Source organism: Ensifer sp. Root558, assembly GCF_001427045.1.
GTDB classification, from domain to species: Bacteria; Pseudomonadota; Alphaproteobacteria; order Rhizobiales; family Rhizobiaceae; genus Ensifer; species Ensifer adhaerens.
Genome location: NZ_LMGC01000001.1, coordinates 81,399 through 106,763 on the forward strand (window position 1 = coordinate 81,399; position 25,365 = coordinate 106,763).

Sequence of the window (25,365 nt, forward strand, 5' to 3'; positions counted from 1 at the left end):
TGTCCAGTCCTTGCTCAGCGCTTCGTCAGCTTCAGTTTCTCGCGGACCTCTTTCGGTCCGATGATCTTGGCGCCCATGCCCTCGATGACGCCAACCGCCTTTTCGACGAGCTGACCGTTGGTGGCGAGCTGGCCCTTGCCGATATAGAGGTTGTCTTCGAGGCCGACGCGGACGTTGCCGCCGGCAAGGATGGCTGCTGCCGGATAGGCGAGCGCATTGCGGCCGATGGAGAAGGCCGAGAAGGTCCAGTTGGCAGGCACGTTGTTGACCATGGCCATGAAGGTGTTGAGGTCGTCGGGCGCGCCCCACGGAATGCCCATGCAGAGCTGGATCAAGACCGGATCCTCGATCAGGCCTTCCTCGACCAGCTGCTTGGCAAACCAGAGGTGGCCGGTGTCGAAGGCTTCGATCTCCGGACGCACGCCAAGGGCGGTCATCTGGCGGGCCATTTCGCGCAGCATCGACGGCGTGTTGGTCATGACGTAGTCGCCGAGCGAAAAGTTCATGGTGCCACAGTCGAGCGTGCAGATTTCCGGCAGACATTCGGCCACGTGGGCGACGCGCTCGGTGGCGCCGGCCATGTCGGTGCCTTTCTCGCTGAGCGGGAGCGGGCTTTCGACATTGCCGAAGATCAGGTCCCCGCCCATGCCGGCGGTCAGGTTCAGCACCATGTCGACATCGGCAGAGCGGATACGGTCAGTCACTTCCCTGTAGAGATCAAGCCTGCGGGCCGGCGCGCCGGTCTCCGGATCGCGGACGTGGCAGTGGACCACGGCAGCGCCGGCCTTGGCCGCCTCGACCGCCGCTTCGGCGATCTGTTTCGGCGTGATCGGCACGTGGCTGGACTTTGAAACGGTGTCTCCCGAGCCGGTGACGGCACAGGTGATGAATACCTCGCGGTTCATGCTGAGCGGCATTGCTGTCTCCCTTTTATTGCGCCCATTACGAGCCAAGAAAGACCGCGTTGCTTTTCATTATCGGCTTCATTCTATACATTATCGGCGACAGAGTGGAGAAGTTTGGGCATGGATCAGAACGTTTCGCAGGTGCAGCACGTCGATGTCCTGGTGCTGCCGGAGACCAATCTGATCCTCGTTGCCTCGGTCATCGAGCCGATGCGTGCCGCCAACCGCATTGCCGGCCGCCCGCTCTACGACTGGACGATCTACAGCCCCGACGGTGCGCCGATCGAAACGAAGAGCGGCATCCCCATTCCGGTCTCCGGTATCTTCCGGCCGCAGCGCGAGACGTCGCCGCTTTTCATCCTCTCGAGCTACAACTGGCAGCGCAGCGCCACTTCGCAGCTAAAGATGCTGCTCTCGCAGACCGCGCGGCACCGCGAGCTGATGGCCGGCATCGAATCCGGCTCCTGGCTGCTTGCCGAGACCAGCCTGCTCGACAATTTCAAGGCGACGACCCACTGGGAGGATTTCGAGGATTTCACCGCTGCCTACCCGCAGGTGACGATGGTGCGCGAGCGCTTCGTCATCGACGGCAAGCGCATCACGACCGGTGGCTCGTTGCCGACGCTCGACCTGATGCTGGAGCTGATCCGCCGGGCGCATGGCTATTCGCTGGCACTCGAAGTCTCCCGCCTCTTCATCTACGAGCAGGAGCGCACCCGCGGCGATCTCCTGCAGATGCCGACGATCGGCAACATGCGCATCCTCGATCCACGCGTCGGTGCCGCCGTCAAGCTGATGGAGGAAACGGTGGAAGCGCCCTTGACGCTCGCCAGGCTCGCCCGCCGCATCGGCGTCAGCACCCGGCATCTGCAAGATCTCTTTCGCGACACGATGGGCGTTGCGCCGCACGAGCACTACCTGGCGCTTCGTCTCAATGCGGCGCGGCGCAAGGTGATCGAGACGCGGATGGAATTTGCCGACATTGCCGCGATCTCCGGCTTCAACTCGTCGTCTTCTTTCTCGCGCAGCTACAGGGCGCACTACCGTGAAAGCCCGAGCGAAACGCGCAGGCGGCTGAAGCTGAAGAGCTGAGCGCGCGCTTCAAGTATCGATTCAGGCGGGAATTTCAGAGTCGTTTCAGGCGTTTGGCGGCCGATGATCAGGAACTGATTCCGCCGGCGATCTCGTCTCGGCGCTCATCTTCATCATCGAAATCATCAACTCGCCGATCTCGGCGGCGAAGGCGCCGCGCGGCCAGACGAGTGTCAGCGACTGCCGATAGGCGGGGCCGAGCCGGATCATGGCTGGCGGGCGATGCACGCGGGCGAGCGAGGATTGCGGCAGCACCGAGAGATAACCGTGCTGGCGAACGAGGTTGATGATCACGGGGATGGAATCGACCTCGACGAGGGTGATGCGCCGCCGTTCGGCTTCATCAAGCGTGTCGTCGAGGAAGCGCGCGGCCTCGCGGCGAAGGCCGCTCCGGACGCTCGGCACCGCGATCGGGCAGGCGGCGAGCAGCCGGGGCAGGTTGCCGCCCAGTTCCGAAAGGGCGGAGGCTGGCCCCGCCAGCACCAGCGGCGTCTGCGACACCAGCCGGCCGTCGCAGTCGGCCGGGATCTCGGCGACATCGAGCAGCGCGACATCGAACCGTCGGCTGCGAAGGCCGACGAGCAGTTCGTCGGCCGTGGTGCTGGAAATGAACAGTGGTTGGCGCGGGCGGGCGCGGTGCCAGTTCGCCGTCAGGGCCGCCAGCATGCGGGCGATCTCGCTTTCCGGACCAAGCGGCATGACGGCGCCGAGCCGCCAGGTGGCGACGTCGCGGCGAAAGCGGTCGGCAGAGGCGTGGGTCAGCCGCGCCCAGATATCGAGCAGGGCCTCGCTGAGAGGAATGATCCGCTCCGCGGTTGGCGTACAGAGGACCCCGCCATGGGAGCGTTCGAACAGCCTGGTGCCGAGATGGCGTTCGAGATCCGCCATCTGCCGCGTCAGTTGCGGCTGGCCGAGGCCGAGCGCCTTTGCCGTGGCACGGATGCTGCCGGAGCGGGCGATGCGCACGAAGCGGTCGAGCGCGACGAGGCCTATCGGCGGCACGGGGGCGGTCGTCTCCCGTTCGACGCCTTCCAGGATGGCGGTGATCTTGCCGGTTGCCTCTTCGACGTCGACGGCGCGCGCGCGCGCTTCGAGCGTCACCACCAGCGCTGTTTCTTCCCGACGGAAAAGCGGCATGGAGATCGCCTGCTCGAAGCGCTTGACCGCGGCGCTCACGCTCGACGGCGCCCGGCCGCAGAGAGTTGCGGCGCGGCGAACGCCACCTTCACGAAGCACCGCATCGACCAAAGCGATCGTCGCCATATCCATTCCAATGACCCCGGACGTGGCACCTTCATCAGGTGCGTTCTGAAATATGCATCACCCGTTCCGGATTTGGGATATAGCATGGATGCGCGATAAGCGCATAGCATGCATGAAGCACCCCGGCGTTTTCGAGCGTCGGGTGCGAGACATCAGAGCATCCGCGCACCGTTTCGAAACCGAAGCGCGCTCGGCGCGGAAGGATATTTATCGGCATGCTGTATCAGGTCAAAACCACCGTTCTCTGCGGGAAACCGCTGGACTTCGCGACGCTCGAGGATATCGGGGCGGGAAGGGCGCGACCGGTGGCTGACGACGGCGGCATGGAACGGGTGGCCGCCGCCCACAAGGTGGTTGCCGAACGTGTCGCGATGGGGCTTCCCGTCTACGGCTCCAACACCGGCGTCGGCTCGATGAAGGACCGGCTCTGGACCGCCGACGATCTCGCCGAATTCAACAATGCGCTGGTCAGAGCCCACCATTTCGGCACCGGCGAATTCTTTGCGCCGGCGATCGTACGCATGGCGATCGCCATCCGCGTGAACACCGCGATGCGGGGCCACACCGGCTGCAGCCCGGACCTGATCCGGGCGTTTCTGGCACTCAGCGAGCACGACATCATTCCGGCGGTGCGCCGCCACGGCTCCATGGGCTGCGCCGATATCGGGCTGATGGGCCAGATCGCCTCGGTGCTGACCGGTGTCGGCGAGGCCTATTACCAAGGGCGCCTCGTTTCGGCCGATACGGCGCTTGCCGAGGCGGGTCTCAAGCCGTTCGTCATGCAGCCGCGCGATGCACTGGCGGCTCTCAGCGTCAACGCCATTTCCTTTGCCGCTGCCGTAAACGTGCTGCGCGAGGCGGCGGCCGCGATCCGCGTGTTGCTCGTCACCGGCGTCATGTCGTCTCAGGCGCTCGGTGCCTCCGCCGACCCGTGGCGGGTGGCCGCGACGCTCTCGACCCGCGGCGAGGCGCTGGTCGGCTCCTGGCTCTATGGCCAGTCCGGCATTTCCGACTGGCCGTTACCGACGGCGATCCACGATCCCTTGAGCCTGCGCATGACCGCCCAGGTCTTCGGCGCGGTCGTCGATACGCTGCTGGTCGCCGCCGGCCGGCTGGTGGAGCAGACCTATCTCTCCGACGACAACCCTGTTGTCATCGGCGGCCAGGTCCATTCCTCCGGCGCATCGCTGCCGCTGACGACGACGCTCTATATCGAGGCGGCGCAGATCGCCTTTTCCCATGCGGCGCGCAATGTTTTGAACCGCTGCATCCTGCTGTCGAACGGCGGACGCCGCAATCTCTCGGTCAATCTGGTGGCGCCGGGGGAAGTCGCGACCGGGCTCGGGCCGCTGATGAAGCTTGCGGTCGAACTCTATATGCGCGTGCAGTCGCTCGCCGTGCCGCTTTCGGCGCAGTCGATCGTGGTTGCCGGCGGTCTCGAAGAGGAGGCGACCTTCCTGCCGCTGATCGTCGAGCGCATGGAAACCCAGGTGCGCGATCTGCGCCAGCTCGCCGCGATCGAGGCGATGCTTTCGGCCCAGGCGATCGATCTCGTCGGCGACCAGCCGCAGGGGATCGTCAAGCGCGCCTATGACCAGACCCGTTCGGTCAGCCCCATGTATCTCAAAGACCGGCCGCTCTCGAAGGAGATCGAGGCGCTGCAGGATGCGTTCACCTGCCACGACCTGTTGCGCTCCTTCGTCGCTCTGGCGCCGATGCCGGAATTCGACGACTTCTTCGCGCTCGACAAATAATCCGACTGGGAGAGCAGCATGTCCGATTTCGATCTCGTTCTGAAAGGCACCGTTGTTCTCCCCGAAAGGATCGTCGAGGGCGGCCACGTGGCGGTGCGCGACGGCAAGGTGGTGCATGTCGGGCAAGGGGCTGCACCCGCCGCGCGGGAGCGGCATGATCTCGGCAACGCGCTGATCCTGCCCGGGGCCGTCGACGCGCAGGTGCATTCGCTGTCGCAGAAGAACCAGGAGGATTTCCTCTGGTCGACCCGCTCGGCGGCGGCCGGCGGTGTGACCACTATTGTCGACATGCCCTATGACGAGGGCAATCTTGTCTGTTCGGCCGAGGCTCTTCGTCGCAAGATCGACCATGCGGGACCGCAGGCGCGCGTCGACTTCGCGCTCTATGGCACCGTGGACCCGGAGGAGGGACCGGCGCGCATCGGCGAGATGGTGGAGGCGGGTGTCGCCGCCTTCAAGTTCTCGACCTTCGGCACCGATCCAAAGCGCTTTCCCCGCATTCCGGCAGCCCTTCTCGAAGACTGCTTCCGGGCGATCGCGCCAACCGGGCTTTCAGCCGGCGTCCACAACGAGGATGACGAGGCGGTGCGTGCCGCGATCGACAAGGTCAAGGCGGCTGGCATCACCGACTACCGCGCCCATGGGCTGTCGCGTCCGCCGCTGACGGAACTGCTCGCCACCAATCAGATCTACGAGACGGGTGCCGCCACGGGCTGCCCGGCGCATGTGGTGCACTGCTCGCTCGGGCGCGGCTATGAGATTGCCGCCGCCTATCGCGCCCAGGGCTACAAAGCGACGATCGAGTGCTGCATCCACTACCTGACGCTCGACGAGGAAAACGATGTTCGCCGTCTCGGCGGCAAGGCCAAGATCAACCCGCCGATCCGGCCGCACGCCGAGGTGGAAAAGCTCTGGCGGCACGTGGCCGACGGCACGGTGACGATGGTCTCGACCGATCACGTCAGCTGGTCTGAGGATCGCAAGACCAATCCGGACATGCTGGCGAACGCGTCTGGCGTTCCGGGGCTCGAAGTCATGGTGCCGCTCTTCGTCAAGGGCGCGCTGGAGCGCGGCATTCCCTTGACGCGCGCAGCCGAGCTGATGACGCTGAACCCGGCCAGGCATTTCCGTCTTGATCATCAGAAGGGTGCGCTGGAACCTGGAAAGGATGCCGACATCATCGTCATGACGCCGGAGCCCTATGTCTATGATGCGGCCGAGAGCGGTCACAACGTCGTCGGCTGGTCGCCCTATAATGGCATTCGACTGCCCTGGCGCGTTTCAGCGACCTATCTGCGGGGCAGGCTTGCGTTCGATGGTCGCCAGGTTTTGGCCGAGCCGGGCGCGGGACAGTTTGTCCGGCCACTCGCCACTTTGGCTCTGTAAAGCGGAATGCGGAAAAGTGCGTGCGATTTTCCGCCCGCATCCGGCATCGAGATGTAGGAAATGTGATGAGCAAGACCGCCCACAAAGTTCCGGCCAATCTGCCCGTCAATGCCAGCCGGATTGCCGGCATCGTCAACGGCCTGGCTGGTATCACCGAGCCGGACCGGCCCTACACACGCCGCGCCTTCACGCCGCTGTTCCTCGAAGGCCGGGCCTTTCTCGACCGGCGTTTTCGCGCGGCCGGGCTTGAAACCCGCATCGACGCCGCCGGTAACCTGATCGGCCGGCGCAAGGGGAACAAGTCGGCGCTCGGCACCATCCTGCTCGGCTCCCATTCCGACACGGTGCCGGATGGCGGCCGCTTCGATGGCATCGCCGGCGTGGCGGCGGCGCTTGAAGTGGCGCGCGCGCTTTCTGACAACGGCATCGACCTCGACCACGATCTGGAGATCGTTGATTTCCTGGCCGAGGAAGTGTCGATCTTCGGCGTTTCCTGCGTCGGCAGCCGCGGCATGGCGGGCGTGCTGCCCGATGGGTGGCTCAGCCGCACGCAAGGGGATCTGAGCCTCAGGCAGGGTATCGTCGAAGTGGGCGGTGACCCCTCCAGGCTTTCCGGCTCGAAACGCTCCGACATCAAGGCCTTCCTCGAACTGCACATCGAACAGGGGCCCATACTGGAGACTGGGCGGCTCGATGTCGGGGTGGTCACCGCCATCTCGGGCATCACCCGCATCGAGATCATCGTCGAGGGCCAGGCGGACCATGCCGGTACGACTCCGATGGGGCATCGGCGCGACGCGCTGGTTGCCGCCTCGCATCTGGTGTTGGAGATCGAGCGGCTGGCGACGGAATTTTCTCACGGCGACGGGCATTTCACCGCGACGGTCGGTGAATTCTCGATCGAGCCGAATGCAGCCAATGTGGTGCCGTCTCGCGTCCGGCTGCTGATCGATGCGCGTGCCGAGCTGCGGCCGCAAATGGAGCGGTTTCTGGCAACGCTCGGCTCCCTTTGCCAGGGTGTCGCCGAGGCGTCGGGCGTGACGATCCCGCCCGCCAATGTGATCTCGGACAACCACCCGACGCCGGGCGATCCGCTCCTGCTTTCGACGCTTGAAGAAAGCTGCGATGCGATCGGCGCCAAGCATCGGCGCATGGCCTCCGGCGCCGGTCACGACACCGCCTGGATGGGACGCATCACCCGTTCGGCGATGATCTTCATTCCCTGCCTCGGCGGGCGCTCGCATGCGCCGGAGGAGTGGGCCGAAAACGATGATATCGCGCTCGGCGCGGCCGTTCTCTTCGATGCGGTGAAGCGACTCGACAAGAAATTGCAGGAGAAGGTGTGAGATGGGCCGGATACTGAAGGAAAAGGATGTCGAGGCAGCGGTCAAGGGCGGTTCCGTCTATGCCGCAGGCGGCGGCGGCTGGGCCGATCATGGTCGTATGCTCGGCTATGCAGCGGTCTCGATCGGCAAACCCGAGCTCGTCTCGATCGACGAACTCGAGGCACAGGACTGGGTGGCTACGGCCGCCGCGATCGGTGCACCGGCCTCGACCACGCCTTGGGAGATGCGTGGGGTCGATTACGTCAAGGCCGTGCAGCTGTTGCAGGAGGCGCTCGGCGAGAAGCTCTCGGGGCTCATCATCGGCCAGAACGGCAAGTCCTCGACGCTGAACGGCTGGCTGCCGTCGGCGATACTCGGCACCAAGGTGGTGGACGCGGTCGGCGACATCCGCGCGCACCCGACCGGTGACATGGGCTCGATCGGCCTTGCCGGTTCGCCCGAGCCGATGATCCAGACGGCGGTCGGCGGCAATCGCGACGAGAACCGCTATATCGAGCTGGTCGTGCGCGGCGCCACGGCCAAGGTCTCGCCGGTCTTGCGCACCGCCTCCGACATGTCCGGCGGCTTCATTGCCTCCTGCCGCAATCCGGTCAGGGCATCCTATGTGAAAGCCAATGCGGCGCTGGGCGGCATCTCGCTGGCGCTGGCGCTCGGCGAGGCGATCATCGCGGCGGAAGCCAAGGGCGGCAGCGCAGTGATCGACGCGATCGTCAAGACGACCAATGGCGCGATTCTCGCCGAGGGCACGATCACTGACAAATCGGTCGTCTATACCAAGGAAGCCTTCGACATCGGCACGGTGACGCTGGGGAAGGGCGCTGACTCAACGGTATTGCACGTGATGAACGAGTATATGGCGGTTGACTCTGCGGAAGGCACGCGGCTTGCGACCTTCCCCGACGTCATCACCACGCTGTCGCGGGAGGGCGAGCCTTTGAGTGTCGGCCAGCTGCAGGTGGGCATGAGGATCTTCGTGCTGCATGTGCCGAAGACGGTGATCCCGCTGTCCTCCAGCGTGCTCGACCCGACGGTCTATCCATCGGTTGAAAAGGCGATGGGCATCGAGCTCGCCCGCTACGCGCTTTCCAGCCGTAGCTGACGGGAGCAGGGTGATGGCGCGCGATGCAGGGCTAGAGGAACTAATCCGCGAAGAGCTCGGTGACCGCGCCGGGCTTTCGGAAAAAGCCATGTTCGGCGGCTGGGCCTATCTGCTTCAAGGCAACCTGCTACTTGGCGCGCGCGAGGGCTCTCTGCTCGTGCGCCTCGGCAAGGGCAATGACGGCTGGGCGTTGGCGTTGCCGGATATCGAGCTGATGGTGATGAACGGACGGGCGATGCATGGCTGGGTGCGCGCAGGGGCGGATGCCTATGGCGATGATGCGCTGCGCCGGCGGTTGCTGGATGGGGCGATCGCGTTCGTCGAGACGCTGCCGCCGAAGTGAATGAGGCTCGCTGCCTCGGCGGCGAGCCTCATTGGCCGCTCTCGCCAGTGCGTGTCGGGCCGTCACCACCCGTCGCCACAAGCATGAGAGGCGGCGACTTGCGCGTGCCACGAATGCAAGGGAGCAGGGATCTGCCCCCGCCATAAACGAGAGGCAGCGACCTCCCGTCGCCATGAATGCGTGGGGCAACCACCCCGCCGACAAGACAAAGAGGAACGAGACGATGCCCAAGGCCAATCCCCGTCATCCTGGTTTTCCCATCCCCGGTGGACCGGAGCTGCGCGCCAAGGGCTGGCGGCAGGAAGCGCTGCTGCGGCTCCTGGAAAACGTGCTTTCGGTCGGCGAGGATCCTGACAATCTGGTCGTCTATGCAGCACTTGGCAAGGCGGCGCGCAACTGGCCGGCGCACCGGGCTATCGTCAAGACGCTCATCGAAATGGACGAGGACCAGACGCTCGTCATCCAGTCCGGCAAGCCGGTGGGGCTCTTGAAGACCCACGCCAAGGCGCCGCTCGTCATCATGGCCAATTGCAACATTGTCGGCCAATGGGCGAACGCCGAGGTGTTCTATGATTTGCAGCGAAAAGGGTTGATCTGCTGGGGCGGGCTGACGGCCGGCGCCTGGCAATATATCGGCAGCCAGGGCGTGATCCAGGGCACCTACGAGATCTTCATGCGCATCGCCGAACGCCGTTTCGGCGGCGATCTCTCCGGGCGTTTCGTGCTGACGGCGGGGCTTGGCGGCATGGGCGGCGCCCAGCCGCTTGCCGGCCGGATGGCGGGGGCGGCGATCCTCTGTGTCGATATCGACGCGGAGCGGGCGAAGAAGCGCCGGGAGATCGGCTATCTGCAGGAGATCGCGCCCGATCTCGATACTGCGCTCTCGATGATCGACGCGGCAGTGAAGGACAAGCGGGCGCTCTCCGTCGGCCTCGTCGGCAATGCGGCTGAGATCTATCCGGAGATCGCCCGGCGTGGCATCGTGCCCGACGTCGTCACCGACCAGACGTCAGCGCATGATCTTGTCTACGGCTATGTGCCGAAGGGCATGAGCCTCGACCAGGTGAAATCGCTGCGCGACGACGGCCAGGGGCAATTGATGGCGGCGAGCCGCGCCTCGATCGTCGAGCACGTCAAGGCGATGCTCGACTTCCAGCAGAAGGGCGCGGAAGTCTTCGACAACGGCAACCTCATCCGCACCCAGGCGCGCGAGGGCGGCGTTGCCAATGCCTTCGACATCCCGATCTTCACCGAGGCCTATCTGCGTCCGCTCTTTGCCCGCGCCATCGGCCCCTTCCGCTGGATGGCGCTTTCCGGCGAGGAGAGCGACATCGCCCGGATCGACGATCTGCTGCTCGACATGTTTCCGCACAACCGCATCGTCACCAACTGGATCAGGCTTGCGCGCCAGCATATTCCCTTCGAGGGCCTGCCGGCCCGCATCGCCTGGCTCGGCCACGGCGAACGCACGGCGCTGGCGCGGCGCGTCAACGAACTGGTGGCATCTGGCGAACTCAAAGGCCCGATCGCGTTTTCCCGCGACCATCTCGATGCCGGCGCCATGGCGCATCCGAACATCATGACCGAGCGGATGAAGGACGGCTCGGACGCGATCGCCGACTGGCCGCTACTCGACGCCATGCTGCTCTGCTCCTCCATGGCCGATCTCGTGGTCGTCCATTCCGGTGGTGGCGGTTATGCCGGCTACATGACGAGCTGCGGCGTGACCGTTGTTGCCGACGGCACGGTCGAGGCCGACGAGCGCCTCGACTATGCCCTCACCAACGACACCTCGCTTGGCGTCATCCGCTATGCGGATGCCGGCTATGACGAGAGCCTTGAGGAGATCGCCGCCAAGGGCATCGGGCATGTGAAGGTGTAAGGACCTGTGAAGGTGTAAGGACCTGGCGGCGGCTTTGCCATAAGCAGTTTTGCACCTGTTACGGCACTCTGGAATCCATTTCAGGATAAAGAACAACGCTCTCCTGCGCGGTTGGCTCGTTGCGCGCCCCGATAAATACGGCTGGTTGGTCAGCTCGATTAACGGCCACGTGCAACACGTTGGCGGGGATGTACAGATAGTCTCCTGGGTGCATCACATCCCGGTGCTGGAGTTCATCGCCACTCCATAGTTCCAGCTCTTCGCCGCTCAACATGTAGAAGGCAGTTTCGTGGCGCTCATGCACATGCGCCTTGGTGCGCTTTCCAGGCGGTATCGTAGCGATACCGAGCCACAGTGCGGTGGAGCCAACCGACTCTGCACTAATGCCGGGCAGGTAATCGGGCCCCTGTTCAGCCCGGTAACCGGCGTCCCCTTTGGATACGAGGGCCTTGCCCCGCGAGAAGCCTGGACGCGCGTCGGTTCGTTCTTCTGAAATCGTCATTTTTCGGTCTCCTCTGTGGTAGTCTGGTCGACCTGCGCAAAGGATCGCAAGAAGACCGGCTGGAGTCCTGAATGGGAGGGCGAAAAGTTCCGAATTCTTCCGAAGACGTCGTGGCCGATAGTGTCGAGCCGCAACTGTTCGCGTTCGGGACATTCATCCTCGACATGGAGCGCGGCGCACTGACGCGTGAAGGGCGGCGGGTCGCAATTGGCCATAAGGGCTTGTTGCTGCTGCACGCGCTGGTGCGAGCGTCGATGCAGGTCGTGAGCAAGTCCGCGCTGATGGAGGCAGCCTGGCCCGCGGCTGTCGTCGAGGAGAGCAATCTCTCGGTTCAGATCGCTGCCTTGCGCAAGATGCTGGGCCCTCAACCGGAGGGGAACGAATGGATCGCCACCGTGCCGCGTGCGGGCTATCGTTTTGCCGCCCGGGTGAATAGCCTGCATCCGGTTGCCGCTGATGCGTCGCCGGCACTGCCAGGTTCGCCCGCGAACCCGGGCAGACCATCGATCGTGGTCCTACCGTTTGCAAATCTGAGCAGTGACAAGCAACAGTCGTATCTGGTCGATGGCATCACCGAAGATGTGATCACCGCGCTTACGAGATTTCGGTGGTTTCGGGTCATCGGGCGCAATTCAAGTTTCGTCTACAAGCACAAGTCGGTGAGCGCCAAGCAGGTGGGCCGAGACCTGGATGTCGATTACGTGCTCGAAGGAAGCGTGCGCCGCTCCGGCGGCCGTCTTCGGGTCTCCACGCAACTGGTCGAGACCACCTCGGCCAGCCAGGTCTGGGCCGAACGGTATGACCTGGAAATGGAAGAGGCATTCGCAGTTCAAGACGCCATCGCAGAGAGAGTTGCAGGTGCGATTGAACCAGAACTGTTGAAGACGGCATCATTCCCCTCGCCGGCGCGGCACACGGGAAATTTGTCGGCGTGGGAGATCGTGCGGCAGGGGACCTGGTATTTTCACCAGGTTGGCCAGCAGACCCACTTGATGGCGCGAGAGCTATTCAGGGAGGCGTGTCGGCTTGATCCCGAGCTTGCCGAAGCGCATCTCTGGCTTGGTCGCGTGAGCGCAGGCATCGTCGCCTATGGATGGAGCGAGCTTCCTTCCGATGACATCAGAGAGGGTTTGGACGCCGCCTTGGCAGCCGTTCGGCTCGACGAAAAGAACCCGTACACACACTATGCGCTGGCGATCTGCAGCGCGTACGCGAATGCGCCCGAGCAGGCGGTCCTCGCCGCCGAAAGGGCGATCGAGATCAGCCCGAGTTTCGCCCTTGGCCACCTTGTCCTGGGGATGGCGGAGCTGTTCAGGGGGAACGCGTCCGGTGCCATAGCGTCGCTTGAACACGGTCTCATGTTGAACGCCAATGACCCGCAGAACTTCGTCTGGCTGAATTTTCTGGCGCTCGCCCACCTGTTTGCAGGCGATGGAACAAACGCGCTCGCTGCTGCCGTGAAGGCCCAAAAGGTGCGCCCCGGATGGCGGCCGGTCCAAGAAACGCTGGCCTGCTGTTATGCGGCTGCCGGGCGTCTTGCAGAGGCTCGATCATCGCGCGCGTTGATGAGCGAATTGGAGAACGTGTCAGGCGACGCTCTAGAGCCGCTAAGACAGCGCAATCCGCATTGGCAGAAACGATTGGCGGAATTGTTGCAACAAATCCCGAGCAACTTGCTTCAGACGCCTCAACCTTCCTGACTTCCTTGCTGCTTTGCCATTCTCAAAAATCACGCCCGCTCACGCAGGCGATCTGACGACGTACCTTCCACCGTTTCTGCTGACGGCGCTCGAGCGGTGAGCCGGTGTCTTGGTGTCGCGCCTGCCACACGTTACAATGCACGCCTCACTGCCCGGAGGCGATCATGACATCGAGCTTCAATGTGCAGAGTGCTGCCGGCTACGAACAGTTGATGGGCCGGTGGAGCCGGCGGCTTGCGCCGCCATTCATCGACTTTGCGGGTGTTGCCGACGGTGAGCGGGTGCTGGATGTCGGTTGCGGCACGGGCAGCCTTACCTTTGCCTTACCGCGCGCGGCCGATGTCAGCGAGATCGTTGCAATCGACTTTTCGCCTGTTTTCGTCGAAGCGACGATCCGGGCGAGTTCAGATCCGCGGATCAAAGTCCAGCAGGCCGACGCCTGCGCGCTGCCCTTTGCCGATGCATCCTTCGACCGGGCGATGGCGCTGCTGGTGCTGCATTTCGTGCCGGAATCGGGAAAGGCGGTCGCCGAGATGCGCCGAGTCACCCGGCCGGGCGGCGTCGTTGCAGCCGTTGTTTGGGATCACTTTGGCGGCATGCCGGGCATGCGCATGGTGCTCGATGTGGCGGCGATGCTGGATGGAAATGCCGAGCAGGTGCGCAGTCGCTATTGTTTCCAGCCGATGATGCGGCCCGGGGAAATGATGCAGAACTTTGCGGCGCACGGTCTTGAAAGGGTCGAGCAGACGTCACTGATGATCCGCATGGACTATCAGTCGTTCGAGGATTTCTGGCAGCCGATCGCGGCGGGCGAAGGACCGCTCGGCAAATACATCGGTGCGCTGGATTCTGGTCAGCGGGCGAAGATCGATGCGGCGGTCAGGGCCGCCTACCAGGCTGGCCAGCCCGATGGGCCGCGGTCCTTTGCGGCGGTTGCCTGGGCCTGCCGGGGGATTGTTCCTGGGGCGTAGCGGGCTCCTCACTTGCCGCCGTCATTCCTCACCATTTCTGTCGTCGACTGGTGGCAGGAAGCGATAGCGCCCGCGACTGATCTTCACCACCTTGCCTTCAGCGACCAGCTTTTTCAGTTCCTTGGCGATGCGGTAGCATTCCGCTGCGCTGTAATCCTTCATGACGCCGAAGTGATGCAACACGCGGCACATCTGCGCCCATTCTTGAACCGGCTCATGCCTTGCCATCTCGTGATTGCGAGCATTGGGACCGCCTCACGGCGTGGGCCTTCCGGCGCTCACTTCTTCAGTGTCGGATTTTCCGCCGCGGCACTTCACCATGACGGGATGTTACCGCACTCTCTGTTCATCACACCACCGTCTCGCCGCCGTCCACCACCAGGATCTGGCCGGTCATGTAGGAGGAGCGGTCGGAAACGAGGAAGAGGATCGACTCGGCGATCTCCTCGACGCTGGCCCAGCGGCCGAGCGGCACCTTTTCGCGGATATAGGATTCGATTGCGCCGCGGCCGCCCATTTGCGCGATGAACGGTTCGTTGAAGGGGGTGTCGACCCAGCCGGGGCAGAGCGCGTTGACGCGAATGCCGTGGCGGGCGTAGTCGCCGGCCATCTGCTTGGTCATGGCGATGACGGCGTGTTTGGTGGTCGTGTAGGCGATCATCTCGCGGTCGTAGAGCACGCCCGAGGATGAGGAGGTGTTGAGGATGACGCCGCGGCCGGCGGCGCGCATCGACGGCATGACCAGCCGCGCTGCCATGAAATGGGCGCGGACATTGAGGTTCCAGGAGCGGTCGAAGCCGGCGACCTCGACCTCTTCCAGGTCCCCCGCGACCTGGGCGCCGGCGTGGTTGTGCAGAATGTCGATGCGGCCGTGGCGATAGAGGATATCGGCGATGCCGTCAGAAAGGGCCGAGTCATCCGTCACGTCGATGGTGAGCGCCTCGGCGCTGCCGCCTTTGGCGGCGATTGCCTCGACGGCGGTTGCCGCGGCCGAAAGGCTGCGGTCGATGACGACGACATGGGCGCCTTCGCGCGCCATGATGGCCGCACCCGCCTGACCGATCCCGGAGCCCGCTCCGGTCACGATCGCGACCCGGTCTTTCAGGATCATGGTTTCACTCCCCGGATTTCGTTTTCTTTTCCCGCATCAGGATGCGGGCGGTCAGGATCAGAAGCAGCGAGGCGACGAGCACCAGCGTCGCGATCGCGTTGATCTCGGGCGTCACGCCGCGGCGGATCGAGGCGAAGACGTAGATCGGCAGCGTGGTCTTCGAGCCCGCGACGAAGAAGGCGATGATGAAATCGTCGAAGGAGAAGGTGAAGGCCAGAAGAAAGCCGGCAAGGATCGACGGCAGGATCTGCGGCAACACGATCAGCCGGAAGGTGGTGAGCGGTGTCGCGTAAAGGTCGCTCGATGCCTCGACGATATCGCGGCCGAGGCTGGCGATGCGGGCCTTCACGATCATCGTCACCAGCGCCATCGAGAACAGGCCGTGAGCGGCGATGATAGAGCCGTAGCCAAGGCCGAGCTGCGGCGGCTGGTCGCCGGGCCAGATCGTCGCCAGCGCCGGGTTGACGAAGGAGAAGACGGCAACGAGGGCGACCAGCGTGGCGATGCCGATGACCACACCGGGCACGACGATTGCGGCTGCAAACAGCGCATCGAAGATCGCCCGGTTGCGCGGAGCCATCCGCTCCATCCCGAGGGCTGCCATGGTGCCAAAGATCGCGGCGAGTGTGGCGCTGGTAAAGGCGATCAGCAGGCTGTTCTGCAGCGCCGAAACCAGGAAGGTATTTCCAAGCGCCTTGCCGTACCAGGCGGTCGAAAACCCGGTGAACTCGCTCGCATTGCGCCCGGCATTGAAGGAGAACAGGACGACGAGCGCGATCGGGGCGTAGAGGAAGAGGTAGACGGAGGAGATGAAGGCGCGCATCAGACGAGATCCACCTGTCTTGTGCCGGCGACGCGGAAGGCAATGCGCATTGCCACCATCAGGATCACGACGACGACGGCAACCAGCGTGACGGCGATCGCGGAGCCGAACGGCCAGTTTCGCGATTGCAGGAAGAGATCGACCAACGCATTGCCGATGAAGAAAACCTTGCCGCCGCCCAGGAGCTGCGGGATCAGGTATTCGCCGAGCAGCAGGATCGTCACCAGCGCGACGCCGGTCATGACACCCGGCAAGGAGAGCGGCAGGGTGACGCCGAAGAAGGTCGACACCGGCCTCCCGCCGAGGTCGGCGGAGGCCTCGAGCAGGCGGCGATCGAGTTTTTCAAGGCTCACGTAAATGGGCATGATCATCAGCGGCAGGTAGCCGTAGACGATACCGAGAAGCACGGCGCCCGGCGTGTTCAACATCCTCACGTCCTCGATGCCGATCATCGAGAGCAGATTGGGGATCCCGCGCGAGCCAAGAATGTACATCCAGGCATAGGTGCGCACGAGCAGGCTCGTCCAGAAGGGCACGACGACGAGCGACACGAGGATCAGCCGGTAGCGCGGGTTCGCCTTGACCGCCAGATAATAGGCGACCGGATAGGCGATCAGCAGGCAGGCGAGCGCGCCGACCGGCGCGAGGATCAGCGTGTTCCAGAAGGCGGCCGCCCGTGTCGGCAGGTTGGCGAATTGGGCAAAGGTGAAGGCTGCCTGATAGCCGCCTTCCGGTGCGCGTTCGCCGAAAGCGAAGACCAGCATGGCGATGAAGGGCAGCACGAGGAAGATCATCAGCCAGGCCGCGGCCGGCGCCACCAGCGCCGCCGTCACCAGGTTTCTCTTCGTGTTCGTTGCCGCGGTCATAAATTCTTCCGTTCGCGTTTCATCAGCACTTCGATGCGAGCGGGAGGGAAAGGCCCCTCATCCGCCTGCCGGCACCTTCCCCCCGCAGGTGGGGGAAGGGGATTTGTGGCACCCGCCCGGTCCCTTTCTTCCGGCAGAAGCAGGAGGGCGGGGAGCTTGCCGCTTGTTCCTTCTCCCCGCTTGCGGGGAGAAGGTGCCGGCAGGCGGATGAGGGGCAGTCACATGCCAGATCAAGCCGACTTGAAGCGCGCCATCAGTTCGGCGCGGCCGGGGTCGGTGAGGGTCACGGCGGCGCCGAATTCGAGCGGCGTCAGCGCGGCCTCGTCCGGATAGACGATCTTGTTGGAGGTAACGTCGACCGGCAGCAGCTTCATGACGCGGCTGTCGGTGGTCGGTGCGCCGTTGGCGATGTGCTCCTTCATGGCGTTTTCCGGCGCCATCAGATAGTTGAGCAGCGCGTAGCCGGCGGCCTTGTTGGCGGCACTCTTCGGGATCGCGTAGAAGTCCGACCAGATCTCGCCGCCGTCCTTGCCGAGCGTGAACAGGATTTCCGGCATGTCGCGGTTGAGCTGGGCGCCGTCATTGGTCCAGCACATGGTCATCCAGGCATCGGTCGCGCGCATCGACGGCTGGTAGTCGCTGTTGATGGCGTAGAGGTGTGGTTTCACCTTGATCAGCAGTTCCTCGGCCTTGGCGAGTTCGTCCGGCTTGATCGAGTTGAAGGAATAGCCGAGCGACACCAGCGCGTTGCCGATGGTGGTGAGCTGGTAATCGTGCACCATGGCGCGGCCGTCGCCTTCGGTCATGGCGATCTCGAAGAATTCCTTCCAGCTCGTCACCGGCTTCTTGATCTTCGCCGAGTTGACCGCGATGCCGGTCGTGCCCCAGTTCTTCGGCACGGCATAGGTCTTGCCGTCGACGATGCCTTCGTTGGTGAAGCGCGCCGTCTCGGTCGACGCGTCGTAGTTCGCAAGCTTGGAAAGATCGAGTTCGTCGATGAGGCCAAGCTTCACATAGGTCGAGATCGTGTAGTTGGTGGGAACGAAGAGGTCCCAGCCGGTGCCGCCGGCCTGGAGTTTCGCCAGCATCTCTTCGTTGGAGCCGAAGACGTTGACCTCGACGGCAACGCCGGTGGCCGCCTGGAAGGCTTCGAAGGTCGCCGGATCATGGTAGTTCGGCCAGGTGGCGATCGACATCTGCGTGCCGAGGTCGCCGGCAAAGGCGGTGGAATTGAAGAGGCCGGGCTGGCGCGCCAGAACGGCGGTCGCAAGACCGAGGCCGGTGACGCCGAGGAAGTGGCGGCGCGTGACCGAGCCGCGCTTCAGGCGCATCAGTTCGTCCGCGAGCTGGTCGGCGGTGATAGGGGCATTTTCTCTGTACCATTTGCTCATGACGCTGTTCCCTTTATCGTTTGACGTTCATGCGTAGGCGGCAGAACCGGCTTCGGAAGCCGGGCGATGTCAGGCTGGAAAGACGTGAAGCGCGTTCGGATCGAAGGCGAGGCCGACCTTTTCGCCGGGCTCGACCAGCTCGCTGTCGCCGAGCGTGCGGCGGTCGGCCGTCACGAGGAAGTCGCCGAGACCGTCGACCGCGACGGAATATTCGACCGCTGACCCCAGGAAGATCCGGTGGGTGACGGTGCCGGCCAGCGCCGCCGTGCTGACGGCACCGTTGCGCGTCAGGCGGATCGCCTCGGGCCGGAGTGCCACCATGGCCGCCCCCCGTGTGCCGTTGATCGCGGGGGCGGCAAAACGCGTGCCGTTGGCGAGCTCGATCGAGGCGTTGCCGTCGACGGTCGCCGAGATGCGGTTGGTCTTGCCGACGAAATCGGCGACGAAGAGGCTTGCGGGCCTGTCGTAGATTTCCTGCGGCGGGCCGACCTGGACGATGCGACCGGCATTCATGACGCAGACGAAATCGCTCATCGACAGCGCTTCCTCCTGGTCGTGGGTGACGAGCACGAAGGTGATTCCGAGTTCGCGCTGCAGCGTCTGCAGCTCGATCTGCATGGCGGTGCGCAGCTTCTTGTCGAGGGCGGCGAGGGGCTCGTCGAGCAGCAGCACCTTCGGCTTGTTGACGATGGCGCGGGCGAGCGCCACGCGCTGCTGCTGGCCGCCGGACATTTCGTGGATGCGGCGCTTGCCGAAACCGCCGAGCCGTACCATCTCCAGCGCCTCCTGGGCGCGGCGAGAAATCTCGGCGCCGGCGATGCGCGGCCGCATCTGCTTCAGCCCGTAGGAGACGTTCTGCTCGACGTCGAGATGGGGGAACAGCGCATAGTGCTGGAACACCATGTTGACCGGGCGGCGATAGGCGGCAACGCCATTCATCGGCTCGCCGCTGATGAAGACCGTGCCTTCGCTCGGCTGCTCGAAGCCGCCGATCATGCGCAGACACGTGGTCTTGCCGCAACCCGATGGCCCGAGAAGCGCCATGAAGGCGCCGCGCGGCACCTGAAGATTGATGTCGGAAACGGCCGTCACGGCGCCATAACGTTTGGCGACCGAACGGAACTCGATGTCGTTCGTCGAAGCGGATGTCACGTCTGTTCCCTGCGGTTGTTATCGGATGTCGCCAGGATCTTGCATCCTGGCACTCCACCGTCATTGACACACAGCCTAGTCACCGCGTGCCCTGCCGGTATATACCCCGAGAGAGGTATTTCAACGCAGATTGCTCTGTGTGAGGAGTATACCCCAGAGCAGGAAACACCGGCCGGGAGGGCGGTTTGAGCGTCGATCTCGAAGGACTTTTTCAGGTCATGGCGCCGCTGGTGGCGGGTGCCGCGATGGACGACGATGCTGTCGGCTCCACCTATCGGCGGCTGATGTCGACGCTGATGACCTTCGACTACGTGGTTGTCTTTGCCTATCGCGGCAAGGAACGCCCGATCGACCTCTACAGCACCTTCAACGCCAAGGATCACGTGCTCTTCGTCAGCCTCTATCAGGCTGGACCGTACCTGCTCGACCCGTTCTACCACGCGGCGATCAAGAGTGAGCCCGGCGTCTGGCGGATGCGGGAGCTGGCGCCCGACCGGTTCTTCTCCTCGGAATATTATCGCACCTATTATGTGCAGACGGGGCTTGCCGAAGAGGTCGGCTTCTTCGTGCCGATCGACGAGCAGATCACCGTCGTGCTTTCGCTGATGCGGCGCGAGGCGACGGGGACTTTCAGCGCGACGGAGTTCGCGCTGTTGAAAAAGGTGGAGCCGCTGGTCTCCGGCCTGGTGCGCCATCACTGGGCCGATCTCGGCCGCCGGTTCGATGCGGCGCTGGCGAAAACCGGGCGCAGCAGGCGCAAGGCGACGCACCCGCCGGCCGACGGCGTCTGGCAGCATCTCAATCTGACGGACCGCGAAGCCTCGATCATCGAACTGGTGCTGCAGGGCCATTCGTCAGAATCGATCGGCCTCAGGCTCGGCATCTCCACCGGCACGGTGAAGGTTCATCGCCGCAACGTCTATCGCAAGCTCGGCATCTCCTCGCAGACCCAGCTTCTGTCGCTCTATCTGAGAAATCTCGGGCAATAATCCTGCGATCCTTGCACCGCTGATCGGCCGTTCGATCTTCCGCCTGCGTTGCCCTTTTTCCGCTTTTGACGAGCCTACGCCGTCTGGCGCTTGCCTGCGACCGCTGCCCCTGCGTGCAGCCGCCGCAACTGCTCAACCGTCTCTTCGCAAACGTGATCGCTCATTTGTCAAACGCTATTGACAAAAATTTCACGCCATGAAATTTCTTTCATTAACGGATAAAAATATCACGCGGTGCAAAAAATATCATGCAGCGCAACAAGAGCCGGGTGGAGACAATGACGATTGGCGGGACGGGCATTCGTGATGACGAAACCAGCATGGCGACACGGGCGGCGTGGCTGCACTATGCCGGCGGCCTGACCCAGGCGGAGGTCGCCAAGCGCCTGGGGCTCACCTCGCTCAAGGCCCACCGGCTGATCATGAAGGCCAACCAGGAAGGCCTGGTGAAGGTCTATATCGACGGCGAAGTCTCCGAATGCGTGGAGCTCGAACAGGCGCTTTCGGCGCGCTACGGCCTCGACTATTGCGAAGTGGTGCCGGACTTCGATTCCGATGACCTGCCGCTGAAGGCGCTTGGCATTTCCGGCGCACAGTTCCTGAAGCGTGAGATCGAGCGTGGCGAAACGGCGCTGGTCGGAGTCGGTCATGGCCGCACGCTTGCTGCTTGCGTCGAATATCTGCCGCGGATCGCCAGCGGCAACACCCGCTTCGTGTCGCTGCTCGGCGGGCTTACCCGCAAGTTCTCCGCCAACCCGCATGACGTGATCCACCGGCTCGCCGAGCGTACGGGGGCAGAGGCCTATGTCATGCCAGTGCCGTTCTTCGCCAACACGGTCGAGGATCGCGACGTGCTCTTCAGCCAGCGCGGCGTGCGCGAAGTCTTCGATCTCGCCAAGACAGCCGATCTCCTGATGGTCGGCATTGGCACCGTCGAGCGCGAGGCGTCGCTGGTTTCGACCGGCATGATCGAGACCAGCGAGATCGAGGACATCCAGAAGGGCGGGGCGATGGGAGAGTTGCTCGGCCACTTCTTCGACCGCGACGGCAAGCCGGTCGAGACGACGCTTTCCGACCGCACGTTTACGCTCAGCCGCGAGGACCTGAAGAACCGCCGCACGGTCGCTGTTGCCGGCGGCAAGATCAAGGTTCCGGCCATCCGGGCGGTGCTCGCCAGCGGGCAATTGAGCGGTCTCATCACCGACGAGAGGACTGCGAGGGCGCTGGCCGCCGACGGCGCATGAGGCGCTGAAACATTCGAGGCCATGCGGAGGGCAGGGAGGATCTGCCATCCGGGCCTTAACGGGAGGAATACCGGTGGGGTAGCCGGCAGTCGCAATCATACCCGCAACGGAGGAGAAGACGAATGTACGAGAAGGAGAAGGACCTCATCAGCGCATTCCTGCGTGGGGAGGTGGACCGCCGCGGCATGCTCAAGGGATTGGGGGCTGCAGGCCTGGCAGCCGGCACGGCCGGCACGTTGTTCAACATGATGTCGACGCAGGCGCTCGCCGCCGATTTCGACTGGAAGGCGCATTCGGGCAAGAAGCTGAAGCTGCTTTTGAACAAGCACCCTTACGCCGATGCGATGATCGCCAACCTGCAGGCCTTCAAGGACCTGACCGGCATCGACGTTACCTATGACGTGTTTCCGGAAGACGTCTATTTCGACAAGGTGACGGCGGCGTTGTCTTCGGGCTCGGCAGAATACGATGCCTTCATGACCGGCGCCTACATGACCTGGACCTATGGACCGGCCGGCTGGATCGCCGACCTCAACGAATGGATCAAGGATCCGGCCAAGACCAACCCCAACTACAACTGGGACGATTTCCTCGCAGGCGTGAAGAATTCCTGCGCCTGGAACGGCCAGCCGGGCGGGGCGCTCGGCTCGGAAGACGCCAAGCAGTGGTGCATTCCGTGGGCGTTCGAGCAGAACAACATCACCTATAACCGCGAGATGTTCGACAAGGCCGGCGTCGAGCTGCCGAAGAACCTCGACGACATGATCACGGTGGCGGCCAAGCTGCAGAAGGACATCGGTGGCATCTACGGCATCGGCGTTCGCGGTTCGCGCTCCTGGGCGACGATCCATCCGGGCTTCCTGTCGGGTTATGCCAACTTCAACCAGAAGGACCTGAACGTCTCGGCCGACGGCAAGCTGTCAGCGGCGATGGGCACGGCGGAATCCAAGGCCTACCACGCCAAGTTCGTGCAGATGATCCAGGAAAGCGGTCCGAAGGACTGGTCGACCTACACCTGGTATCAGGTCGGCACCGACCTTGGCGCCGGCGCTTCGGCGATGATCTTCGACGCCGATTGCCTCGGCTACTTCATGAACGGTGGCGACAACAAGATGGCCGGCAAGCTCGGCTATGCCGCCTTCGCCGCCAACCCGGAAGCCACTGCCTCGACGCCGAACATCTGGATCTGGTCGCTCGCCATGTCCAACTTCTCCAAGGACAAGGACGCCACCTGGTACTTCCTGCAATGGGCTTCCGGTCCGGAGCATGCGCTGTTCGGCGCCACCAAGATGGACTTCGTCGATCCGGTTCGCCAGTCGATCTGGAAGGACGAGATCTTCCGCGAGAAGCTCAACGGCAAGTATCCGGGTTACGTCGAAATGTTCGACGCCTCGGCCGCCGGCGCCTCCATCAAGTTCACGCCGCAGCCGCTGTTCTTCGACGTGACCACCGAATGGGCGTCGACGCTGCAGAAGATGGTCGCCAAGCAGGTGCCGGTCGATGAGGGTCTCGACCAGCTCGTGGAAAGCATCAACCGCCAGCTCCAAGAGGCGGGTCTCGGCTGATAGGCCTCCCAAGCGATCCCCGGCGCCAGCACGCGCCGGGGATCCCGAGATGCCGGCTCGACCGGCCTGTTGCGACCGGTTTGAGGTCGCGCCGAAATCAACCTGAGATGCCGAGGAACTGGCGCGGCGCCTGAAGGCTGCCGCGTGCCGCGTGCTCTTCAAAGACGTCAGGAACGGAGCTCGACATGGCTTCAACAGAAACCCTCAAGAGACCAGCCTCCGGTTTCAGGATCAGCAGGAAGATGCTTCCCTATGTGCTGAGCCTGCCGGCGCTGCTCGTCTGCATCGGCATCCTCATCCCGTTCTTCACGGCGGTCATCTACTCCTTCCAGCGCTACCGGTTGAGCCAGCCCTGGGCGCGCCAGTTCAACTGGGGCGAAAACTACCTCAACTTCTTCACCGACCCGGCCTTCTGGAACACGCTGAAAGTGTCGCTGCTCTATGCCGGCCTCACCGTGACGCTGGAACTGCTGCTCGGTCTCGGCATCGCGCTGCTGCTGCAGCGGCGCTCCGCGGTCAACAACTTCATCTCGATCATGCTGCTTTTGCCGCTGATGATCGCGCCGGCGCTGGCCGCCTTGATGTGGAAGCTGATGACCAATCCGAGCTTCGGTATCCTCAGCTATCTCGCAAGCCTGATCGGACTGCATGATTTCCGCTGGGCGTCCTCGCCGGACACAGCGCTGCTCACCGTCGTGCTCGTCGACATCTGGGTCTATACGCCCTTCATCATGATCCTGCTGCTTGCGGGCTTGCGCTCGCTGCCGACGCAGCCCTTCGAGGCGGCCGCACTCGATGGCGTGCCGCGCAGCTTCGTCTTCTTCCGCATCACGCTTCCGATGCTCACACCTTACATCCTGACGGCAACGCTGTTCCGGTTGCTCGACAGTATCCAGCAGTTCGACATCATCTACGCGATGACCCAGGGCGGGCCCGGCAACACGCTCACCGTCTTCCAGGTCGAGGCCTATCTCAACTTCTTCCAGTCGACCAATGTCGGCCGGTCGGCGGCACTGCTGATCATCCTGTGGGCGATCACCTACACGCTGTCCAACGTCTTCATCAAGAACTGGCTGCGGCTGCGCGAACGCGCACGCGGCGAAGCGTAAAGGAGGGACCAATGGAAACCATGTCTCCGCTCGAACGGACCTTGCGCGGTCTCGCCCTCACGCTCGTCGTCGTCTTCTTCATGTTCCCGATCTTCTGGATCTTCCTGATGTCGTTCCAGACGAACGAGACGATCCTCGCGATCCCGCCATCGGTCGTGTTCTCGCCGACGCTTTCCAACTATGCGGCGCTGATCACCGGCAAGCTGCAGACGGCGGCCGGAACGCTCGACATCGCCTTCATGCGCAATCTCGGCAACTCGATCTTCCTGTCGGTCGCCTCCGTCGCCGTGGCGCTGGTGCTCGGCGTGCCAGCGGCCTATGCCTTTGCCCGCCACAAGTTCAAAGGATCGGAAGACATCGCGTTCACGCTGCTGTCCTTCCGCTTCGCGCCGCCGCTGCTGGTGCTCCTGCCGCTGACGCAGTACTTCCAGTGGCTCGGGCTCTCCAACACTTACTTCGGCCTGATCTGGGTCTACCAGCTGATCTGCCTGCCGCTGATTCTCTGGATCGTGCGCGGCTACTTCGAGGACATCTCGGCCGACGTCGAATATGCCTATCGCATCGCCGGCCATTCCTGGTTTGCGACGTTCCGCAAGATCGCCCTGCCGCTTGCCGGACCGGGCATTGCCGCCGCCGGCCTGCTCGCCTTCATCTTCGCCTGGAACAACTTCGTCTTCGCGCTGGTGCTGGCATCTGCCGACAAGCAGCCGGTGACGGTCGGCGCGCTTGCCTTCGTCACCTCCTCGGGCATCCAATACGGACAGATCGCCGCGGCCATCGTGCTTTCGGTGACGCCGACGCTCGCACTTGCACTCTACGCCCAGCGCTACCTCGTCGAAGGCCTGTCGCTCGGCGCGGTGAAAGGGTAACTC

At 63.8% G+C, this 25,365-nt stretch carries 23 protein-coding genes; 14 read left to right on the forward strand and 9 right to left on the reverse strand.

What is annotated here, in order from left to right:
• Positions 1 to 14: 14 nt before the first annotated feature.
• Complete coding sequence (locus ASD63_RS00430) at positions 15 to 917, reverse strand: 3-keto-5-aminohexanoate cleavage protein (RefSeq protein WP_029742619.1); 903 nt, start codon at positions 915 to 917, stop codon at positions 15 to 17.
• A 108-nt stretch (positions 918 to 1,025) separates the two neighbouring features.
• Here ASD63_RS00430 and ASD63_RS00435 point away from each other — a divergent pair, with 108 nt between their 5' ends.
• On the forward strand, positions 1,026 to 1,997 hold the full coding sequence (locus tag ASD63_RS00435; protein ID WP_029742620.1) for a GlxA family transcriptional regulator: 972 nt from the start codon (positions 1,026 to 1,028) through the stop codon (positions 1,995 to 1,997).
• 45 nt (positions 1,998 to 2,042) lie between these two features.
• On the opposite strand, the gene ASD63_RS00440 is transcribed toward ASD63_RS00435, so the two are convergent.
• Entirely contained in the window at positions 2,043 to 3,260 is a 1,218-nt protein-coding gene (locus ASD63_RS00440; RefSeq protein ID WP_159415442.1) for a LysR family transcriptional regulator, read from the reverse strand.
• A 215-nt stretch (positions 3,261 to 3,475) separates the two neighbouring features.
• On the opposite strand from ASD63_RS00440, the gene ASD63_RS00450 reads away from it, so the two are divergent.
• From ASD63_RS00450 to ASD63_RS00475, 6 genes are all read left to right on the forward strand, one after another.
• Entirely contained in the window at positions 3,476 to 5,014 is a 1,539-nt protein-coding gene (locus ASD63_RS00450) for an aromatic amino acid ammonia-lyase (RefSeq protein WP_034792145.1), read from the forward strand.
• Positions 5,015 to 5,032: 18 nt separating this feature from the next.
• Complete coding sequence (locus tag ASD63_RS00455) at positions 5,033 to 6,400, forward strand: amidohydrolase family protein (RefSeq protein WP_060528746.1); 1,368 nt, start codon at positions 5,033 to 5,035, stop codon at positions 6,398 to 6,400.
• Positions 6,401 to 6,465: 65 nt separating this feature from the next.
• Positions 6,466 to 7,746, forward strand: a complete 1,281-nt coding sequence (locus tag ASD63_RS00460) for a Zn-dependent hydrolase (RefSeq protein ID WP_060528747.1) — start codon at positions 6,466 to 6,468, stop codon at positions 7,744 to 7,746.
• A 1-nt stretch (position 7,747) separates the two neighbouring features.
• Complete coding sequence (locus ASD63_RS00465; protein WP_034792150.1) at positions 7,748 to 8,845, forward strand: DUF917 domain-containing protein; 1,098 nt, start codon at positions 7,748 to 7,750, stop codon at positions 8,843 to 8,845.
• 13 nt (positions 8,846 to 8,858) lie between these two features.
• Positions 8,859 to 9,188, forward strand: coding sequence for a TfoX/Sxy family protein (locus ASD63_RS00470; protein ID WP_034792152.1), 330 nt, complete (start codon positions 8,859 to 8,861; stop codon positions 9,186 to 9,188).
• Positions 9,189 to 9,411: 223 nt separating this feature from the next.
• Entirely contained in the window at positions 9,412 to 11,070 is a 1,659-nt protein-coding gene (locus ASD63_RS00475; RefSeq protein WP_034793553.1) for a urocanate hydratase, read from the forward strand.
• 58 nt (positions 11,071 to 11,128) lie between these two features.
• Here ASD63_RS00475 and ASD63_RS00480 read toward each other — a convergent pair whose 3' ends face one another.
• Positions 11,129 to 11,572 (reverse strand): cupin domain-containing protein, encoded by a 444-nt coding sequence (locus ASD63_RS00480; protein WP_082572744.1) that lies wholly within the window; start codon positions 11,570 to 11,572, stop codon positions 11,129 to 11,131.
• A 110-nt stretch (positions 11,573 to 11,682) separates the two neighbouring features.
• Between ASD63_RS00480 and ASD63_RS00485 the strand changes: the two genes are divergently transcribed.
• The gene (locus tag ASD63_RS00485; RefSeq protein ID WP_335666816.1) at positions 11,683 to 13,272 is read left to right on the forward strand and encodes a winged helix-turn-helix domain-containing protein; all 1,590 of its coding nucleotides are present in this window, start codon (positions 11,683 to 11,685) and stop codon (positions 13,270 to 13,272) included.
• Between the two features lie 164 nt (positions 13,273 to 13,436).
• Positions 13,437 to 14,243: a class I SAM-dependent methyltransferase gene (locus ASD63_RS00490; RefSeq protein WP_034792154.1), complete on the forward strand. Its 807-nt coding sequence runs from the start codon at positions 13,437 to 13,439 to the stop codon at positions 14,241 to 14,243.
• Positions 14,244 to 14,264: 21 nt separating this feature from the next.
• Here the strand turns inward: ASD63_RS00490 and ASD63_RS00495 are convergent, their stop codons facing one another.
• The 6 genes from ASD63_RS00495 to ASD63_RS00520 form a co-directional block, all read right to left on the reverse strand.
• Positions 14,265 to 14,435 carry a hypothetical protein gene (locus ASD63_RS00495; RefSeq protein WP_156552976.1) on the reverse strand — a complete coding sequence of 57 codons (171 nt, stop codon included), beginning with the start codon at positions 14,433 to 14,435 and terminating at the stop codon, positions 14,265 to 14,267.
• Between the two features lie 157 nt (positions 14,436 to 14,592).
• The gene (locus ASD63_RS00500; RefSeq protein ID WP_034792159.1) at positions 14,593 to 15,354 is read right to left on the reverse strand and encodes an SDR family oxidoreductase; all 762 of its coding nucleotides are present in this window, start codon (positions 15,352 to 15,354) and stop codon (positions 14,593 to 14,595) included.
• Positions 15,355 to 15,358: 4 nt separating this feature from the next.
• Positions 15,359 to 16,177 carry an ABC transporter permease gene (locus tag ASD63_RS00505; protein WP_029742634.1) on the reverse strand — a complete coding sequence of 273 codons (819 nt, stop codon included), beginning with the start codon at positions 16,175 to 16,177 and terminating at the stop codon, positions 15,359 to 15,361.
• Complete coding sequence (locus ASD63_RS00510; protein ID WP_029742635.1) at positions 16,177 to 17,043, reverse strand: ABC transporter permease; 867 nt, start codon at positions 17,041 to 17,043, stop codon at positions 16,177 to 16,179. The genes ASD63_RS00505 and ASD63_RS00510 overlap by 1 nt, the downstream gene beginning before the upstream one ends.
• Positions 17,044 to 17,273: 230 nt before the next feature.
• A complete protein-coding gene (locus ASD63_RS00515) occupies positions 17,274 to 18,434 on the reverse strand; it encodes a spermidine/putrescine ABC transporter substrate-binding protein (protein WP_029742636.1) in 1,161 nt (386 codons plus the stop codon).
• Between the two features lie 69 nt (positions 18,435 to 18,503).
• Positions 18,504 to 19,586: an ABC transporter ATP-binding protein gene (locus ASD63_RS00520; RefSeq protein ID WP_034792163.1), complete on the reverse strand. Its 1,083-nt coding sequence runs from the start codon at positions 19,584 to 19,586 to the stop codon at positions 18,504 to 18,506.
• 185 nt (positions 19,587 to 19,771) lie between these two features.
• Between ASD63_RS00520 and ASD63_RS00525 the strand changes: the two genes are divergently transcribed.
• From ASD63_RS00525 to ASD63_RS00545, 5 genes are all read left to right on the forward strand, one after another.
• Positions 19,772 to 20,575 (forward strand): LuxR C-terminal-related transcriptional regulator, encoded by an 804-nt coding sequence (locus tag ASD63_RS00525; protein WP_034792165.1) that lies wholly within the window; start codon positions 19,772 to 19,774, stop codon positions 20,573 to 20,575.
• Positions 20,576 to 20,853: 278 nt separating this feature from the next.
• Positions 20,854 to 21,819, forward strand: a complete 966-nt coding sequence (locus ASD63_RS00530; RefSeq protein ID WP_034793557.1) for a sugar-binding transcriptional regulator — start codon at positions 20,854 to 20,856, stop codon at positions 21,817 to 21,819.
• Positions 21,820 to 21,941: 122 nt separating this feature from the next.
• Positions 21,942 to 23,384 carry an extracellular solute-binding protein gene (locus ASD63_RS00535; protein ID WP_034792193.1) on the forward strand — a complete coding sequence of 481 codons (1,443 nt, stop codon included), beginning with the start codon at positions 21,942 to 21,944 and terminating at the stop codon, positions 23,382 to 23,384.
• A gap of 185 nt (positions 23,385 to 23,569) precedes the next feature.
• Positions 23,570 to 24,493: a sugar ABC transporter permease gene (locus ASD63_RS00540; RefSeq protein ID WP_034792195.1), complete on the forward strand. Its 924-nt coding sequence runs from the start codon at positions 23,570 to 23,572 to the stop codon at positions 24,491 to 24,493.
• 11 nt (positions 24,494 to 24,504) lie between these two features.
• The gene (locus ASD63_RS00545; protein ID WP_034792198.1) at positions 24,505 to 25,362 is read left to right on the forward strand and encodes a carbohydrate ABC transporter permease; all 858 of its coding nucleotides are present in this window, start codon (positions 24,505 to 24,507) and stop codon (positions 25,360 to 25,362) included.
• Positions 25,363 to 25,365: the final 3 nt, after the last annotated feature.

Coding starts and splice junctions, on each gene's coding strand:
- ASD63_RS00545 (WP_034792198.1), top strand. CDS start 24,505: ATGGAAACCATGTCTCCGCTCGAACGGACCTTGCGCGGTCTCGCCCTC.
- ASD63_RS00505 (WP_029742634.1), bottom strand. CDS start 16,177: ATGCGCGCCTTCATCTCCTCCGTCTACCTCTTCCTCTACGCCCCGATC.
- ASD63_RS00440 (WP_159415442.1), bottom strand. CDS start 3,260: ATGGCGACGATCGCTTTGGTCGATGCGGTGCTTCGTGAAGGTGGCGTT.
- ASD63_RS00460 (WP_060528747.1), top strand. CDS start 6,466: ATGAGCAAGACCGCCCACAAAGTTCCGGCCAATCTGCCCGTCAATGCC.
- ASD63_RS00515 (WP_029742636.1), bottom strand. CDS start 18,434: ATGAGCAAATGGTACAGAGAAAATGCCCCTATCACCGCCGACCAGCTC.
- ASD63_RS00535 (WP_034792193.1), top strand. CDS start 21,942: ATGTACGAGAAGGAGAAGGACCTCATCAGCGCATTCCTGCGTGGGGAG.
- ASD63_RS00490 (WP_034792154.1), top strand. CDS start 13,437: ATGACATCGAGCTTCAATGTGCAGAGTGCTGCCGGCTACGAACAGTTG.
- ASD63_RS00500 (WP_034792159.1), bottom strand. CDS start 15,354: ATGATCCTGAAAGACCGGGTCGCGATCGTGACCGGAGCGGGCTCCGGG.
- ASD63_RS00530 (WP_034793557.1), top strand. CDS start 20,854: ATGACGATTGGCGGGACGGGCATTCGTGATGACGAAACCAGCATGGCG.
- ASD63_RS00435 (WP_029742620.1), top strand. CDS start 1,026: ATGGATCAGAACGTTTCGCAGGTGCAGCACGTCGATGTCCTGGTGCTG.
- ASD63_RS00465 (WP_034792150.1), top strand. CDS start 7,748: ATGGGCCGGATACTGAAGGAAAAGGATGTCGAGGCAGCGGTCAAGGGC.
- ASD63_RS00450 (WP_034792145.1), top strand. CDS start 3,476: ATGCTGTATCAGGTCAAAACCACCGTTCTCTGCGGGAAACCGCTGGAC.
- ASD63_RS00480 (WP_082572744.1), bottom strand. CDS start 11,572: ATGACGATTTCAGAAGAACGAACCGACGCGCGTCCAGGCTTCTCGCGG.
- ASD63_RS00455 (WP_060528746.1), top strand. CDS start 5,033: ATGTCCGATTTCGATCTCGTTCTGAAAGGCACCGTTGTTCTCCCCGAA.
- ASD63_RS00495 (WP_156552976.1), bottom strand. CDS start 14,435: ATGTGCCGCGTGTTGCATCACTTCGGCGTCATGAAGGATTACAGCGCA.
- ASD63_RS00430 (WP_029742619.1), bottom strand. CDS start 917: ATGCCGCTCAGCATGAACCGCGAGGTATTCATCACCTGTGCCGTCACC.
- ASD63_RS00475 (WP_034793553.1), top strand. CDS start 9,412: ATGCCCAAGGCCAATCCCCGTCATCCTGGTTTTCCCATCCCCGGTGGA.
- ASD63_RS00510 (WP_029742635.1), bottom strand. CDS start 17,043: ATGACCGCGGCAACGAACACGAAGAGAAACCTGGTGACGGCGGCGCTG.
- ASD63_RS00540 (WP_034792195.1), top strand. CDS start 23,570: ATGGCTTCAACAGAAACCCTCAAGAGACCAGCCTCCGGTTTCAGGATC.
- ASD63_RS00470 (WP_034792152.1), top strand. CDS start 8,859: ATGGCGCGCGATGCAGGGCTAGAGGAACTAATCCGCGAAGAGCTCGGT.